This window comes from Clostridium sp. LIBA-8841 (assembly GCF_057782475.1).
Map to the genome: position 1 here is coordinate 898,791 of NZ_CM173488.1, position 17,263 is coordinate 916,053.

Annotated in this window: 13 protein-coding genes, 1 pseudogene and 1 other annotated feature; of the genes and pseudogenes, 10 read left to right on the plus strand and 4 right to left on the minus strand. The window is 26.1% G+C overall.

All coding sequences use genetic code 11. The annotated features are described in order from the left end of the window. Positions 1-48 precede the first annotated feature (48 nt). Positions 49-654, minus strand: a complete 606-nt coding sequence (locus AC2A4K_RS03805; RefSeq protein WP_322504289.1) for an ATP-binding protein — start codon at positions 652-654, stop codon at positions 49-51. Positions 655-1,055: 401 nt separating this feature from the next. Here AC2A4K_RS03805 and yidA point away from each other — a divergent pair, with 401 nt between their 5' ends. Genes yidA through AC2A4K_RS03840 form a run of 7 tightly spaced genes read left to right on the plus strand, consistent with a single transcriptional unit; the run spans position 1,056 to position 7,926 of the window. After that, on the plus strand, positions 1,056-1,856 hold the full coding sequence (yidA, locus tag AC2A4K_RS03810) for a sugar-phosphatase (protein ID WP_322504288.1): 801 nt from the start codon (positions 1,056-1,058) through the stop codon (positions 1,854-1,856). A 53-nt stretch (positions 1,857-1,909) separates the two neighbouring features. After that, positions 1,910-2,557, plus strand: coding sequence for a sugar transferase (locus tag AC2A4K_RS03815; RefSeq protein WP_322504324.1), 648 nt, complete (start codon positions 1,910-1,912; stop codon positions 2,555-2,557). An 18-nt stretch (positions 2,558-2,575) separates the two neighbouring features. Continuing rightward, a complete protein-coding gene (locus AC2A4K_RS03820; RefSeq protein WP_322504287.1) occupies positions 2,576-3,298 on the plus strand; it encodes a WecB/TagA/CpsF family glycosyltransferase in 723 nt (240 codons plus the stop codon). A 3-nt stretch (positions 3,299-3,301) separates the two neighbouring features. After that, complete coding sequence (locus tag AC2A4K_RS03825) at positions 3,302-4,381, plus strand: glycosyltransferase (RefSeq protein WP_322504286.1); 1,080 nt, start codon at positions 3,302-3,304, stop codon at positions 4,379-4,381. 14 nt (positions 4,382-4,395) lie between these two features. Continuing rightward, positions 4,396-5,616, plus strand: a complete 1,221-nt coding sequence (locus AC2A4K_RS03830) for an O-antigen ligase family protein (RefSeq protein ID WP_322504285.1) — start codon at positions 4,396-4,398, stop codon at positions 5,614-5,616. Between the two features lie 14 nt (positions 5,617-5,630). Next, the gene (locus AC2A4K_RS03835; protein ID WP_322504284.1) at positions 5,631-6,572 is read left to right on the plus strand and encodes a glycosyltransferase; all 942 of its coding nucleotides are present in this window, start codon (positions 5,631-5,633) and stop codon (positions 6,570-6,572) included. Positions 6,573-6,630: 58 nt separating this feature from the next. Continuing rightward, positions 6,631-7,926, plus strand: a complete 1,296-nt coding sequence (locus AC2A4K_RS03840; RefSeq protein ID WP_322504283.1) for a lipopolysaccharide biosynthesis protein — start codon at positions 6,631-6,633, stop codon at positions 7,924-7,926. Between the two features lie 36 nt (positions 7,927-7,962). Here the strand turns inward: AC2A4K_RS03840 and AC2A4K_RS03845 are convergent, their stop codons facing one another. Then, positions 7,963-9,102 (minus strand): glycosyltransferase, encoded by a 1,140-nt coding sequence (locus AC2A4K_RS03845; protein ID WP_322504282.1) that lies wholly within the window; start codon positions 9,100-9,102, stop codon positions 7,963-7,965. Positions 9,103-9,640: 538 nt separating this feature from the next. Here AC2A4K_RS03845 and AC2A4K_RS03850 point away from each other — a divergent pair. The 3 genes and pseudogenes from AC2A4K_RS03850 to AC2A4K_RS03860 all read left to right on the plus strand — a co-directional run. After that, positions 9,641-10,405, plus strand: a pseudogene (locus AC2A4K_RS03850) (glucosaminidase domain-containing protein); the annotation flags it as partial. Positions 10,406-10,468: 63 nt separating this feature from the next. Further along, positions 10,469-12,772, plus strand: a complete 2,304-nt coding sequence (locus AC2A4K_RS03855) for an N-acetylmuramoyl-L-alanine amidase (protein WP_488458851.1) — start codon at positions 10,469-10,471, stop codon at positions 12,770-12,772. Positions 12,773-12,847: 75 nt separating this feature from the next. Beyond that, a complete protein-coding gene (locus tag AC2A4K_RS03860; protein ID WP_322504280.1) occupies positions 12,848-13,744 on the plus strand; it encodes a beta-1,6-N-acetylglucosaminyltransferase in 897 nt (298 codons plus the stop codon). A gap of 163 nt (positions 13,745-13,907) precedes the next feature. On the opposite strand, the gene AC2A4K_RS03865 is transcribed toward AC2A4K_RS03860, so the two are convergent. Further along, positions 13,908-14,912, minus strand: a complete 1,005-nt coding sequence (locus AC2A4K_RS03865; protein WP_322504279.1) for an LCP family protein — start codon at positions 14,910-14,912, stop codon at positions 13,908-13,910. Positions 14,913-15,219: 307 nt separating this feature from the next. Continuing rightward, positions 15,220-16,494, minus strand: a complete 1,275-nt coding sequence (gene brnQ / locus AC2A4K_RS03870; RefSeq protein ID WP_322504278.1) for a branched-chain amino acid transport system II carrier protein — start codon at positions 16,492-16,494, stop codon at positions 15,220-15,222. 423 nt (positions 16,495-16,917) lie between these two features. Then, positions 16,918-17,133, plus strand: a binding site (T-box leader). The last annotated feature ends 130 nt before the right edge of the window (positions 17,134-17,263 follow it).

Here is a 17,263-nt window from a genome sequence, read left to right on the forward strand (position 1 = left end):
AAAAATAGGTCATATTGTTTTATATTAATATGACCTATTTTTATATTTTTACTTAGTATTTTTCTTTTTTAGTTCTTTTATAGTAGGTAGAGTTTCCTTATTTTCTAATCCTACAATTGAAAGTATTTGTCTGGCTCTATCTTTAGTTGAACCTTCTATTATAGTATATTTAACATTTTCACTATCTAAGAATTGCTTTAGTGCATTATCAACAGCAGAAGCAGTTGATTCATCTTGCCATCTAACACCATCTTGAGTATAACCAAACTCTCTAGGAACAAAGAATACGTAGTCGTATTTTGGAAGGTCCTTAAGGGCTAAGTGATAAAGATCTTTTAATATTTCAATTTCTTTTTCAGATCTTTTTTTGTCGCCTAACATAAATCTTCCATATATATATGGTACAAAAGTTGCATAGTCAGTTAGGGCATAATCAAATTGATTTAATGATTCTTCTAAACGAAGTTGTCCTAAATAAATACCGTATTGCTCAGAAATAGTTTCTATCATGCCTTTTTCTTTAAGGTATTCTGTACTGTATTCAGTTGCGGCTCCAACATCTAAGCCTCTAATTTTAAATTCAACATAAAGTTGTTGTATTAAAGTTGTCTTCCCACATCTTGGACCACCAAGAATTGCAATTCTAATTGGCATATTAAACCCCCATTAAAGTATGTATTTATAATAAGTTAAAATTTTCATTAAAATTATTTCTGTTTGAGTATATTTTTTTACGAAAATTACATTATTTTGATTTGAATAAACTCAAATATCTAAATAAATGACAAATTTCATTATATCAATTTAGAAGTTTTATTTCAATCTTTAATAAAGAAAATGATGTTTCAAAAAGTTTAAAAAAATATAATAAGAGAAGACAAATTGTTACAATTCAATTGTTATATTTTAAAAAAATACAAGCATATGGTATAATTTTAAGTAAATATGCCAAAAAATGATGAAATGAAATATGTATTTTGATATAATTACGTAGTATTTATAAAAATAAGATGGCTATATATACTTTGTTTTAATATATTTAAGAGGTGAATTTAATGTATAAATTAGTAGCGATAGATATGGATGGGACTTTATTAAGAGAAGATAAAACTATATCTGAAAGAACTAAGGATGCTATAAAAAAAGCTAGAGAAAAAAATGTTAAGGTTGTTTTAGCAACAGGAAGACCAGTTGATGGAGTTAAAAGATATTTAGAAGAATTAGACTTATATCACAATGATGAATATGTTTTAACTTTTAATGGAGCTATAGTTAAAGAGATTGGTCCGGATAGAGTAATTTGTAGAGATACTTTAAGAGGAAACGATTTAAAATATTTACATGAAATAAGCAAAAACGTTGGAGTTAATATACATGCTTTTTCTAAAGATGGCTGTATAACTCCTAAAATGAATAAATATACGGAATTAGAAGGTAGAATAAATGGAATAGATGTTTATGAAACCAATTATAATGATGTCAAGGAAGATGAAGAAATAATAAAAATAATGATGATTGATGAACCAGAAATTTTAGAGGCTGGAATTAAAAAGTTACCAAAAGAGGTATATGAAAAATATACTGTAGTAAGAAGTGCTCCATATTTCTTAGAGTTTTTAAGTAAAACTTGTCATAAGGGTGAAGGTGTTAAGTCACTTGCTGAGAGTTTAGATATAAAAAGAGAAGAAGTTATAGCAATTGGAGATGCTGGTAATGATCTTCATATGATAGAATATGCTGGGCTTGGAGTTGCCATGGGAAATGCTTTTGATGAAGTAAAAGAAAAGGCTGACTTTGTTACTAAGAGTAACGAGGAAGATGGGGTAGCTTTCGTTTTCGAAAAGTTTGTTCTTTAATTAAAAGTGAAAAATAAAATTTGAGGAGAGTGCTAGTTTTGGTTGAAAAAAATATTTTTGCCAAAGAAGAGTTGGAAAATAAAGTTAAAGAAGATAAAATAGGATATTTATTTATAAAGAGACTTATAGATATATTAGCTTCAGCTTTAGGATTAATAATATTAAGTCCAATATTTATAATAGTATCAATTTTAATAAAATTGGATTCTAAAGGGCCAATCTTTTTTTCTCAAGAAAGAGTTGGTTTAAATGGTAAAACTTTCAATATGTACAAGTTTAGATCAATGGTAGTAAATGCAGAAGAGATTAAAGAGAGATTAAAAGAACAGAATGAAATGTCTGGTCCTATGTTTAAGATGAAAAATGATCCTAGAATAACTAAGATAGGAAAATTCATAAGAAAAACAAGTATTGATGAGTTACCTCAATTAATAAATGTCCTAAAAGGAGAGATGACTTTAGTTGGACCAAGACCAAGCTTGCCAAAAGAGGTTGTTGAGTTTGAACCTTGGATGATGGAAAGACTTACTGTTAAGCCGGGAATAACATGTTATTGGCAAGTTATGGGGAGAAATTCAATTGGATTTGAAGATTGGATGAAACTAGATGTTAAATATGTACATGAAAGATGTCTAAGTTTAGATATGAAACTTATATTTAAAACATTTTTCGTACTATTTGGAGATGAAAATGCTAGTTAATTTTAAGGAGAGTAATTGATGGTTAAGATTTTCAATCTAGATTTTTATGATAAGAATTTAGAAGATATAAAGATAGAATTAGAAAAGGATATAGATGAGAATAAAAAGGTAAGAATATATACGCCTAATGTAGATCACATAATTAATATAAAAGCAAATAATAATGTTTTTGACAAATACAGTAAGGCTGAGTATATAATTGCGGATGGATGGCCAGTTGTTGCTACTGCAAAAGCAAAAAAAACTCCAATATACAAAATAACTGGTGTTGATTTAATGGATGAATTATTAAAGATAGCTGATAAAAAGAGTTTAAATATCTTCTTTTTAGGTGCTACAGATGAAACATTGACAAAGTTAACAGATAATATTAAAAGAGATTTTAATGGCATAAAATCTGTAAGTTATAATAATGGTTATTTTAGTGAAGAAGATAATGATGAAATAGTGAAAAAAATAAATGAAACAAATTCTAATATACTTTTTGTTGGTATGGGATCTCCTAAACAGGAAATTTGGATTACTGAAAATATAGAAAAACTTAATGTAAATATTGCGATAGCTATTGGAGGAGCATTAAAAATATATTCAGAAGAAATTGAAAGAGCTCCGAAATTTGTTCAGAAAATAGGTATGGAATGGTTCTACAGATTTATGAAAGAACCTACAAGACTGTTTTCTAGATATTTTGTTAAGTATCCTAAATTTATAAAACATTTTATGGATGAAATGAAGAGGTAATTAATGATAAATGTTTTAACGATTGATTTAGGTAGAGATTATGGTGGCGCTGAAAAAGTAATAGAGAATTTGTTTTTTTATAATTATTCAGATATAAATATGCATTTAGTAGCTTTGAAGGATACTAAATTTTTTGAGGTGATAGAATCTAAAGATAATAAGCAAAATTGTGTATTTATTGAAAATGATAAAAAGAAAATTTTAAAGAGTTTATTTGAAGTGAAAAAGTATATAGAAAATAATAAAATAGATATAATTCATGCTCATGGAGTTACCTCTGAAATTTTTGGAGTTTTATTAGCTAAGATGACTAAGCGTAAATTAGTTACTACTATTCATAGTAGGGCTGATTTTGATACTACAAATGAATTGAAAGGGAAAATATACTGTTTTCTTCAAAAAGTATTATTAAAATATAATAGTAAATATATAGTTGTTTCTGATGCTTTAAGTGATTTTTTTATTAATGAAATGAAAGTAGATTCGAAAAAGATTGATACTATTATAAATGGAATAAAGCCTTTAGAAAAAAGAAAAAAAAATTTAAATGATGTTTTTACAATAAGTACAATAGGTAGACTAACTCCAGTAAAAGCACATAAAAAATTAATAGATGCTTTAATAGAATTAAAAAAAGAAAATGTTAAGTTTAAGTGTGTAATAGCAGGAAATGGAGAATTAGAAAAAGAGTTAAAAGAATTTGCAAATGAAAATAATATGACAAATGAAATAAAGTTTTATGGCTTTATAGATGATGTTAGGGATGTTTTAGATGAAAGTAACTGTTTAATAATACATTCTGATATGGAAGGGTTACCTATAACACTATTAGAGACTATGAGTTATGATGTTCCTATAATTGCTCACCAAATAGGAGGAATTGCTGGAGTCATTAATGAAAAAAATGGAATACCAATGAAGAGAAATGATGCTAATGAAATTAAAAATAAAATTAAATTCTGTATGCAAAATGAAGAGGAAATTAAATTAAGAGCAAAACAAGCAGAAATAGATTTTATTAACAAATATGAAATTAGTAAGTTTATAAATTCTTATTGTGAATTATATAAAAGTTTACAATAGTGGAGGATGTTTATATGAATTTGAAAAATGAAAAATACAATTTAATACCCATAATAGTATTATATTTATTCGCTTTAGTTTTAATAAAAGTAATTGTTCTAGATAATTTTAATTATTTTTATTTTGTAACACTTATTTCAGGATTATTTATACTTTATAGAATAAGAATATTAGGGAGCATAAGAGGATTCTTAGATAAAAATAGAGATTTGAAGCCTTTTTATTACATAACTGCTATATATGCGATATATGTTTTAGTACTTACTTTAGTAAAAATGCCTAGTGCAATAGTTTATTCTGCAAATATAGTAATTCCATTTATAACTATGTTATTTTTAATTTATGATTTTGTTAATAGTGATTACATAATAGAGAAATTAAATAAATTTATTTTTTATATATTTTTAATAACAGCAATAGCAGCAATTGTTATGGTTATTCTAGGGTATAGTAAAATAGATTTATCTTTTGAACATGGAATATATTTAACACCAACAAAAACCTATCTTATGTGGGATCATGAGATTAGATTATCATGGCTGACTTCACATAAAAGTAGATATGCTCTTTACTGCTTAATAGGTATATTCTTTGTTAACTATAATAAGTTTGTAAATAAGAAAATGAAGATTTTTACAATAATATTACTTTACATAAACTTGATACTATCAAGTTCTATTACATCTATTGCAATAGGAGGACTAGCATTAATATTTATATTAAAAGATATGATATTAAGTTTATTCTGTAGATTCAGATGGTTAAAAATATTAACTATGGTAGGCGTACCTATAATAGGGGTTGTGGGTATTTGGATTGTAAGTATGAAAAGAAACATATTTACTTTAGGGTCTAGATTATATATTTGGCAAAGTGCAATGCATCAAATAGGCTCAGATCCTATGGGAAATGTATCTATGGGAAGTGATTTTCTTATGACAAATCCTAATTTGGATTTCCCATTTACAAATGGACATAATATTTTCATAAATGAATTAATTGAAAGAGGAATTATTGGTTGTATTTTATTTGTAGCATTAATATTAGCAATGTTATTTATATATTATAGAAATAGAAGAATAGAATATTTAGTTGCCAATATATTATTTATTGCTGGTGGATGTATAGATTATACTATAGCAGCTGAAATGACTTATATTTTTTGGTTTATAAATGCTTTATGGATTGCAGAATCTATAAAAAATAATAGAACTGAAAATATATTTTATAAATAGGGAGGCTGCATAGGGTGAATTCAGTTAAAATTTCAGTAATAATGGGTGTTTATAATGAAGAAGAAATATGGGTTCGTGAAAGTATTGAGTCAATATTAAATCAAACATATAAAAACTTAGAGTTTGTAATAATACTAGATAATCCAGAGAATAAAAAATTAAAATCAGTAATAGAAGAATATTCTAAAAATGATGATAGAATAAAATTTTATGTAAATGAGAAAAATTTAGGATTAATAGATACTTTAAATAAAGCTATAAGCCTTTCAAGTGGTGAGTACATTGCAAGAATGGATTCAGATGATATAGCAATTAACACTAGATTAGAAGAACAAATGAATTTTATAATTAATAATCCAGAATATGAGCTTATCGGAACGAAAGTTCAGTATATAGACGATATTGGAAATGAAATTCTTTTAGAAGATAATAGAGTTTGTAGCTATGAAGATATAAAAAAATATTTAAAATATGATAACCCATTTGCTCATCCAACTATTATTTATAAGACTGATACAGTTAAAGAGTTAGGTGGATATGACAAAGCATTGTATGCAGAGGATTATGAATTAATAATAAAGTTTGTTGTTAATGGGAAAAAGGTGTGTAATTTAGATAAAAAATTATTAAAGTATAGGTTAAGAGATACTGGAATTTCAATAAGTAAGAAAGATTATCAGATTACAACAACTCAGTTTTTACAAAAAACTTATAAGAAGCACTTGAAGGATAATACTTTATATAATTTAAATTTAAAAGAATTAGATAGGTTGTTACTTAAAGATGATTCAAGTTGGAATAAGAAAGCTTATGAATTACATAAAAAGGCTTTAGACCTAGGAAAAAATAACAATAAGGTTTCAAAAGGTTTTTATGTTTTATTAATAAGTATAATTTCGCCTAAATATTTTACTTGGTATAAAAATAAAGTAGCTGTAAAAATATTATTTAAATAAGAGTTATTAATGAAAAATATAAAGTGAAATAATTTTATTATAATATAGAGGATAATTAATGAAGAATTTAATTAATAGTTTTAAAAATAATAAATTCTTAAACAATTTTATTGTCTTGCTAACTGGAGAGGGTGTTGTATCATTAATTGGAATGCTTAGTATGATGATAATCATAAAAGCTATTGGGTTAGAATTTAATGGTATGATATTATCAATTCAAACATATTGTCTATTATTAAATAATATTTTTGGATTTAAATCTTTCCAAGCTCTAATAAAGTATGTTGCAGTAGCATTTGAGCGTAAAGATAATGAGAAGGTTAAGGATTATATATATCAGTCATATGCACTTGATATAATTGCTGTAATATTAGCAACATTTTTTAGTTTTGTATTCTTAAATATGTATGGAAGATTTATGGATTGGAATAGTCATATGATCTTTTATGCAAAAATATTTATATGGGCATCAATATTCCAAATACAAGGAACACCAATTGGTATATTAAGAACATTTAACAAGTTTAATTATATAACCTATAGTAATGTTTTAGTAGCTATTGCAAGATTAATATTATATTTAATAGGAATAGTAGGCGGATTTAATTTCAATTATTATTTTTATTCAGAGGTAATATTATTTATACTTCCAAATGTATTAATAAACTATTTGGCTTACAAAGCATTAAAAGAGAAAAAATTAACAGATTTCTATAAAAGAAAGTTAAATATAGATAAGGGATTCTTTATGTTTAATTTTTATAGTAATATATCATCAACCATAGATATACCAGTAGGAACTCTTACAACTGTAATAATAAATAAATATTTAGGTTATTCACAAATATCTATATATAAAGTTTTTGAGAAAATAGGTTCAATTATTGGTAAATTAGGTTCACCACTAGGACAAATAATTTACCCTGAAATGAACGAAAGAATAGCTAAGAAAAATTATAAAAGTGCTAAAAAAATGAATGATAAGCTTATGTATTCAATTTTTGCTTTAGGAACTGTAATAATAGTTTTAGCTTATTTTACTCATGAATTATGGTTAGGATTCTTTATTCCAAATTATGATGATTATGTATTCTCATTAATGTTTTATTTAATATTTGTTGTATTTATAAATGGAACTGTAGGAGTACATAGTTTGTTTATAGCATTAAATTATATAAAATATACAATTCCTATTTTATTAGGTGTTAATGCCGTATATTTAGTTGCAATTTATTTCTTAGTAAATACTTTTGGATTAAATGGAGTAATATTAGCTTTAAGTTTACAAGCCTTTGTAGTTGTTATGTTTAAGCTAGTAATTATGAGAAAAAATAATTATAGAGAAAAAATATAACAAAAAAGCTACTAGTTTTTACTAGTAGCTTTTTTGTTAAAGTAGAGAAGAGATTAGTTTATTTAATTCAGTAGCTTGATTTTCTAATGAATATTTAGATACATATTCACTACAATTTTTTTTCATGTCATTTAATAAATCTCTATTAGTTAATAATAGTGTTAAAGTTTTAGCTAAATCCTCTTCAGTAGAAATAACTTTACCACATCTTCCATCATTACTTAATTCCTTGACTCCCCCAACATTAGTAGAAACAAAAGGACAATTTAATGACATTGCTTCTACAATTACAGTGGGGAAAGCTTCTTTCTTAGATGTTAAAGCTAATATAGATGCTGACTTTATATATGGATAAGGATTATTTGTATATCCAAGTAATTCTATATTATTTTGAAGGGAATTTTCTTTTATTAAGTTAGTTAGTAATTCGCGTTCATTTCCTTCGCCTAAAATTTTAACTTTTATATTAGGAAGACTCTTTTTTACCTCTTTTATTGAATTTATAAGTAATGAAAAATTCTTATTTTCATCTAAACGTCCTATAGCTATTATATCTATTGGATCAATAGAAGTTTCATCAGATTTTTTTATGATTTCATCAAAATTATATCCATTAAATATCTTAACCGTTTTATTTGAAAACTCTGGATATATAGTTTTTATCATAGATTCAGTTTTTTCAGAAATCGAAATTATGTAATCTGCTTCCTTCAAAGCTTTTTTTTGATTTTTATATAAATGTTTCATTTTAAATTTTTCTTTACCGCTAAATTTAGAATAGTCTAGGTTTTCTATAAACTCATGAAACCACATTAATTTTTTTCCTTTAAAAGTAGAGGCTACAAAACTAGGGTATAAGTAATTGAAGGATATTACTATATCAAAATCTTCTTTTATATAAAATTTTTTAATAAATGAAGGAAAATTTTCTAGTAAAAAGAATAAAAACTTTCTTTTTATTTTATAAGGAATAGAATTTTCAAGATGTGTGTTTTTAAATAAAAAACCTAGGTATTTAAATAAAGTACTATTAGTATCAAAGTTATGATGACCTTTTTCTATTTCAAATAAACTTATATCAAAGTTATAATTTTTTAAGGCATTTAACAAGTTGGAAAGTATTTTTTCAGAACCACCACCATTACTAAATGTCCATGGTATAAATAAAATTTTCATTTAAAACTCCTTAATTTTATATATAATTTTACATATTTATTATACTATAAAGTGAAAAAATTAAAAGTATGAAATGATTTTATTATCAATTTTTGTTAAAAAATTGATAATAAAGTTAAGTAAAAACTCTTATATTTTAACAAATTTAAAAAAAATTGTTTTTGCATTAAATATTTTTGAAAATTAATGGGTAATATGATAAGATTATTGTGTTAATATACGGTAAAATAGAAATTTATAGATAGAGAGGATTTATATGAAAAGAATAGCGCTAATTGTTGCAATAGCATTAAGTACTAGTTTAGTAGGGAATTTAAGTGTACAAGCTAGTGAGGTTAATTCAAACCAAAAGGATACAGTTATTACTGAGAAAAAAGATGACACTTCTAAAGATTCTAATGAAGGTACAGCTAAAGAAAAAGATTCTAAAAATCTAGAAAACAATCAAGATGACATAAGTAAAGATGAAATTGACATAAATAAAGATAAGAATTTATATGATAAATTTGAAACTGAATCACCAAATAATGGAGTTATGATGTTTGCAGTTCAAAATGTAGCTAATGAAAACATTATTTCTGATACAAAAGTAACTCAAAAAATAGCAGAAGAATGGGCAAAATCAAAAGGTGCTACAGATGAGTTTATAGGATTAGCAAGTTTATATTGGAAATATGCTAAAGATCATGGCGGAGTAAATCCAGCAGTAGCTTATGCACAATCAGCGAAGGAGACTGGTTATGGTAAGTTTGGTGGAGTAATAGATGCAACTTATCATAATCCTTGTGGATTAAAAACAAGACAAGGTGGAGAGGATAATGATCCAAATGCTCATTTCAGATTTGAAAACTGGGATCAAGGTGTACAAGCTCATCTAGATCATTTAGCTTTATATGCTGGTGCGAATGGATATCCAAGAAAGGATACATATGATCCAAGACATTTTGATAGTATTTGTGGAAAAGCTAAGACTGTAGAAGAATTAGGTGGAGCTTGGGCACCAAATCCATCTTATGGATTAGAAGTTTTAAATTTATATAATGAAATGGCAGCTAAAGCTGATGAAGTTAAGAATGGATGGATTCAAGAAAATAATAACTGGTATTACTATGAAAATGATAAAAAAGTAACTGGATTAAAGGATATTGATGGTTATACTTATTATTTTGATGAAAATGGAATTAGACAAGCTGGGTTTATTGATATAAAAGGAAATAGATATTACTTCAATGAAGACGGAAAAATGCATAAAGGTTGGAAAGACATTGGAGATAAGAGTTATTATTTAGATGTTAATACTGGAGAAATGGCGACTGGATTAAAGGTATTAGGTGGAAATACATTCTACTTTACTAATGATGGAGTAATGAGTAAAGGCTTTACAGAAATAGATGGAAAAACTTATTACTTTAATGACTTAGGAAGAATGCATAAAGGATGGATAGATTTAGGAGATAAGAGCTATTATTTAGATGTTAATACTGGAGAAATGGCAATTGGATTAAAGGTATTAGGTGGAAATACATTCTACTTTACTAATGATGGAGTAATGAGTAAAGGCTTTACAGAAATAGATGGAAAAACTTATTACTTTAATGACTTAGGAAGAATGCATAAGGGATGGATAGATTTAGGAGATAAGAGCTATTATTTAGATGTTAATACTGGAGAAATGGCAACTGGATTTAAAGTACTAGGAGGGAAAACATTCTATTTTACTAATGATGGAGTAATGAGTAAAGGAATAGTAGAAGTTGATGGTGAAACTTATTACTTTAATGATTTAGGAAGAAGAGAAACAGGTTGGATAACTTCAGGAAATAATAAATATTATTTCAATGAAGATGGAAAAGCTCACAAAGGTTTCTTAGATTTTGATGGAAAAAAATATTATTTCAATGAAAAAGGTGTTATGCAAAAAGGTAAACTTGTCATTGATGGAAAAACTTATTACTTTAATAATGATGGAGAAATGATTACTCACGGTTGGTTTGAAGATAATGGAAAAAAATATTATTTAAATGAAGATGGTACACTTCAAGTAGGTTGGAAAAAAATTGATGGTAATTTATATTATTTTAATGCTGATGGAGCTATGAGAAGTGGATGGCTTGATATGGGCAGTAAAAGATATTATTTCAATGAAGATGGAAGAATGCACATTGGATGGCTAGATTTAGATAATAAGAGCTATTATTTTGATGAAAATGGAGTAATGGCAACAGGCTTTAAAGAATTAGGTGGAAAAACATTCTACTTTACTAATGATGGAGTAATGAGTAAAGGATTAGTAGATATAGATGGAAATACTTATTACTTTAATGATTTAGGAAGAATGCAAGTAGGTTGGATAACTACTAATAATAATAAATATTATTTCAATGCTGATGGAAAAATGCATAAGGGATGGAAAGACATTGGAGATAAGAGTTATTATCTAGATATAAATAATGGAGAAATGGCAACAGGCTTTAAAGTATTAGGAGGAAAAACATTCTACTTTACTAATGATGGAGTAATGAGTAAGGGACTTGTTAAAATAGATGGAAATACTTATTATTTTAATGATTTAGGAAGAATGGAAACAGGATGGGTAACTATAGGTGTTGAAAAATATTATTTCAATGCTGAAGGTAAAATGCAAACAGGTTGGATGACTATAGATAATAATAAATATTATTTCAATGCCGATGGAAAAATGCATAGAGGTTGGAAAGATATTGGAGATAAGAGTTATTATCTAGATATAAATAATGGAGAAATGGCAACAGGATTTAAGGAATTAGGTGGAAATACATTCTACTTTACCAATGATGGAGTAATGAGTAAAGGGTGGACAGAAATAAACGGTGATAAATATTACTTTAATGATTTAGGAAGAATGCAAATAGGTTGGCAAATTATTGAAGGAAAAGAATATTACTTCTATCCTGAAAGTGGAATTATGGCAAAAAACACTACAATAGATGGAAAAGAAATTGACGAGAATGGTGTAGCAACAGATATTTCTAGAAAATTAATTGTAGTAGATCCAGGACATAATTATGGTGGTGACTATGGAGCAGAGTCAACTATTGATGGTGTAAAATATAGTGAAACAGAATTAGATATGTTTATTGCTGATAAATTAAGAAATGAGCTTGAAAAGCAAGGATATTCTGTTATATTAACAAGACAATTATTTGAGAGACCTATGGATGATTTAAGTACAAGTATTGCTAAAAGAGTAGATTTGGCAAATGGACTAAATGCTTCTGCATTCATCAGTATACATCATGACTCATCTTCTAGTATTATGGCTAAAGGAGTAACAACATTTTATAGTAGTTGGAAATCCGGATTAGATAATACAGATATAGTTCCAGGAAAAGATCCTAATGGGTATGATTGGTATGATTTAAGTGTTGATTTAACTCCAACAAAAGAAGCTTTAGTTGGAAAGGACTTAGCTAAAACTATAGTAAATAATTTATCATCAGATGTTAATTATTCTAATAGAAAAGAGCATGATAGAAACTTAGGTGTTACTAAGAGAACTAATATGCCAGCAGTATTAGTTGAAAATGGATTTATTACCAATCCAGATGAAGCTAAGAAAGCTGCAGATCCTAAAAATCAACAAAAAATAGCAGAATCAATTGCAAAGTCAGTTAAACAAGTTATAGGGTAATAAATTGAAATTTGGATATTACTAGGAATATATTTCGTATTCCTAGTAATATTTTAGGTTTATGGAGGAAGACGAATGAAAAAAAAACATGCATATATGATTATTGCACATAATGAATTTGAAATTTTAGAAAAGTTGATTAGATTATTAGATGATGAAAGAAATGATCTATATTTACATATAGATAAAAAGGTTAAGGATTTTCCATTTGATTATTTCAAAAATTTAGTTAAAAATTCTAATATAGAGTTCGTTGAAAGAAAAGATGTTAGATGGGGAGCACCAACTCAAGTTGAATGTGAATTAGTTTTATTAAAAGCAGCAACTAAAAAGGGATATTCATATTATCATTTAATTTCAGGAGTAGATTTACCCCTAAAAACTCAAGATGAAATACATGAATTTTTTGAAGAAAATAAAGGAAAAGAATTTATACATTTTTGTAGTGATGAAGAAGCAAAATCTGTTGAAAATAGAGTGAAAAATTATCACTTTATGAAATATTACAAGTCATCAAATAAATTACTTGGATATGGGATAAGAAATTTTAATAAAGTAATTGGTAGGATACAAAAAGCAACTAAGTTTGAAAGAAAATGGGATGATAACATTAAAATTTCTTTTGGTGCACAATGGTTTAGTATTACAGATGATTTAGCTCAATATGTTGTTAGTAAAGAAGAATGGGCAAAGAAAAGTTTTAAGTTTTCTACATGTTCAGATGAATTGTTTTTACAAACTATAGTTTATAATTCAAGTTTTTATGAGAATGTCTATTTAAAAGGAGAAAACAATTATAAATCTTGTATGAGATATATAGATTGGAAGAGAGGAAATCCTTACGTATTTAGAAAAGAAGATTTTAATGAATTAATAGGTTCTGGTAGACTATTTGCAAGAAAATTTAGTTCTACTGTGGATAAAGATATAGTAACTGATGTTTTTAATTATTTAAACTCCAAAAGCAAATAAAATTAATTACTATAATGATTAAAGTAATTATATAGATATTAACAAGAATATAAGTTATCTTATGCCATTTGTGGAAATTAGGTAGTTTGATACAAAGGTAAAACTATCTATTATTTTAGAACATTAGCTTTGTATATAATACAAAGCTAATGTTTATTTTTTATTAGCTTTTTATATCTTCAAAGATATAATCATGTATTTGCTTAACTGTAGCATCTTTGTCAAAAGTTAAGTAATAAACTCCTTTTATCATCTCACCCTTTGAATAATTATCTTTAGGGAATCTTTCTTGTTCTAAGCCAGATCCTCCCATAGAAGCAACAGTTGTTGCAAGACTTAAAATATCACTAGATGAAAGGTTAGTAGTTACCATAGGCATAAGTTCATTTAATATCGATGGATATTTAGTTGGAGAAACTTTAGTGAATTTTTCAAATAGTTTACTTAAAACTATTCTTTGTCTTTCAGTTCTTTCTCCATCTCCACCAGAAGTATATCTTATTCTACAGTAAGCTAATGCTTGAGTTCCATCTACATGCTGAGTACCAGCTGAAGTTATATTAGGTGAATTTGTTTTATTTAAAGTATTAAGTTCATTTATATAATTATTTATATATTGAAGTTCATCAGATCTTATATCTAACTCGATTCCACCAACAGCATCTATTATTTTAGGTAATGATGAGAAGTTAACTGTAGCAAAATCTTTAATATTTAAATCAAAGTTTTCATTTAAAGTTTTTAAAGCTAACTCATGACCACCAAAAGCATAAGCATGGTTTATTTTATCTTTTCCATGTCCTTGAATTTCTACATAAGAATCTCTCATTATTGAAGTTAATTTAAGTTTTTTATGTACTTTATCAATTGTAGCAATCATTATAGCATCAGATCTGCCAGTATTTCCTTCAGTAGCATCAACTCCAAATAAGGCTATGTTTGTTATTCCATCATATTTAGAAAGCTTTTCATCAATATCCTTATTAATTCCTAAATTTTCTTCGTTTAAATCAACTTTATTCATTTTGTTAAGCATCGTTAAGCCATAGGTAGCAGCTCCACCTACTAAACCCACTATCAAAAGACCAATAATCGAAAGTGTTATTATTAACTTACGATTTTTAGCGGGCTTTTTGGATTTCCCTTTTTTATTATTATTTCTTGCCAATGTAAGCATCCTCCCTTTTTTAAATTACAAAACAATTGTAGCATTCTATTATATAAGTTGTAAAGTTATGGATAAAATTGTTGAAATTTTGATAAAATAATTCTATTTATTTATAAAAATATTAAATAGAAAAGTATTAAAATTATGTTTAAATATACTAATCAAAAATTAAAAATCGACATTAATTTAAAAGTACAATAATAAATAAAAAGCTCTGTTTTAAATGAGTGATTATTTTAATTAGCCAAATAAAAAAACAAAAGAAATTTTATACATTAATTTCTTTTGTTTTTATAATTTTTATATTTTAAGCTGTAGCAGTTCTTCTGCTAGGAATAATGCTAGGTATTATAAATCCTACTAATGCAGGTAATAACCAACCAAATCCCTTAGAGTATAGTGGAAGTAGAGAAACTAAGTTTTCTAATCCAGGCATAAAACCAGCTAATGTTATTAATATACTAAATACTAAAGTAACATATACAGTAACTTTATGAGTAAGTGGATTAGTTATTCTCTTATGGAATAAGTTTAATAATATAAGAACTATTGTTACTGGGTATATAATACCAAGTAAAGTACCTGATAAAGATATTATTTTATCTAATCCCATGCTGGCAACTAGTATACTTGTTACAGTCATTAAAATAACATTAAATTTATAAGGTAGTTTACCATTAGAAACTCTTTCAAAGAAGCTTCCACCAGCAGAAAGTAATCCTATTGATGTTGTTAAGCAAGCTAATGCCATTGATATTCCGATTAATATTGCACCTGCATGTCCTAGAATACTCTCAGCAATAAAAAGTAATAATTGAGATTTTGATAAATCTAAAGCTTGGTTCCCAGTGTGAGCACCTAAGAATATTAATCCACCGTAAATTATTGCTAACCCACCGATTGCAATAGCTGCAGCTTTAATAAGTATTTTAAAGCTTGCTTTTCCAGTATATCCTTTAGATTTTATTGAACCTAATATTATTGAAGAGAATATTACAGCTGCAATAGCATCCATTGTTTGATATCCTTCAAGTAATGATACTGGAAGTGCATCTGGAGTATATGATGTAGTTAAGGCATCTATAGGATTAAGTACACCTTTAGCTATTAAGAAGAATAGTATAGCTAATAATATAGGTGTTAAAAATTTACCTAAAACATCAATAACCTTTGATGGTTTTAATACAAATATTAAGTTTATTAAGAAATAAGCAACTATTATTGCAAAGTAATTTATGTTAGGGAAGTTAGGCGCAAAAGCCAATTCATATGTAGTAGCCGCTGTTCTTGGTATAGCTAATAATGGTCCTATAAGTATAAACAATGCTATTGAATATATTAATGAGAACTTCTTACCAACTTTATCTCCGAATAATTCAAATCTTCCGTTAACTCTCATTGAAGATAGTATTCCAAGTAGAGGAACACCAACACCAGTTATTATAAATCCTATAATACCTAAATAGTAGTCAGGTCCTAAATTTCTTCCTAAAAAAGGTGGGAAAATAAGGTTACCAGCACCTAAAAACATTGAAAATAATGCAAAGCCGATTACTAAAAAATCTGATCTTTTGTTATTCATAACACACCTCATCTTTCTGTAAAATCAAATCAATAAAATATTTAACTCATAAAATGTTCTTTGTTTAAGATTGTTTATATAGAAATTTTTAAAATTTATGAGAAATGAGTAAATATAATTTGATTCTATAACAATATTTTTTACTTTATTTACATTATTATTATTCATGTGATTTTTAATTTTATTTATAAAAGTTATAATAATATATTATCATAATGTTAAATAAAATCAATAAAAATATTTTATAAATAAAATAAAAAGATTATAAATTTGATAATTTAATAAAAAAATAAAGAAAACATTGAATTAGTGTTAATGTGATTTAAAGATAAACATATATAATTTTTAACTTATCAATAATTGAAAAAATAAATATTCTTGACTAAAAGTAAAAAAATGATAAAATAACATTAAAGTTAATATAAAATATCTATGAAAAGAATTAGTAAGCTTAAAAGCAGACTTACAGAGAATCATATATTGCTGAGAGTATGATAGTTATGATTAGGTTGAATGGATCTTTGAGATGTTTAGAGGAATTTTTAGTATTCTAAACCGTAATCCTTACGTTACAGGGTAGAGATACAAAGATTTTATCTTTGTAATATTAGGTGGTACCGCGATATATTCGTCCTATAAGTTTTAATGACTTATAGGACTTTTTTATTTCTTAGTTAATAAATAAGATGAGACATTTAAAGTTCAAGATTTTTAAATGACATGAATTTAATTAAGAAAGCTACTTAAGAAAAACAAGTTAATTTTTATA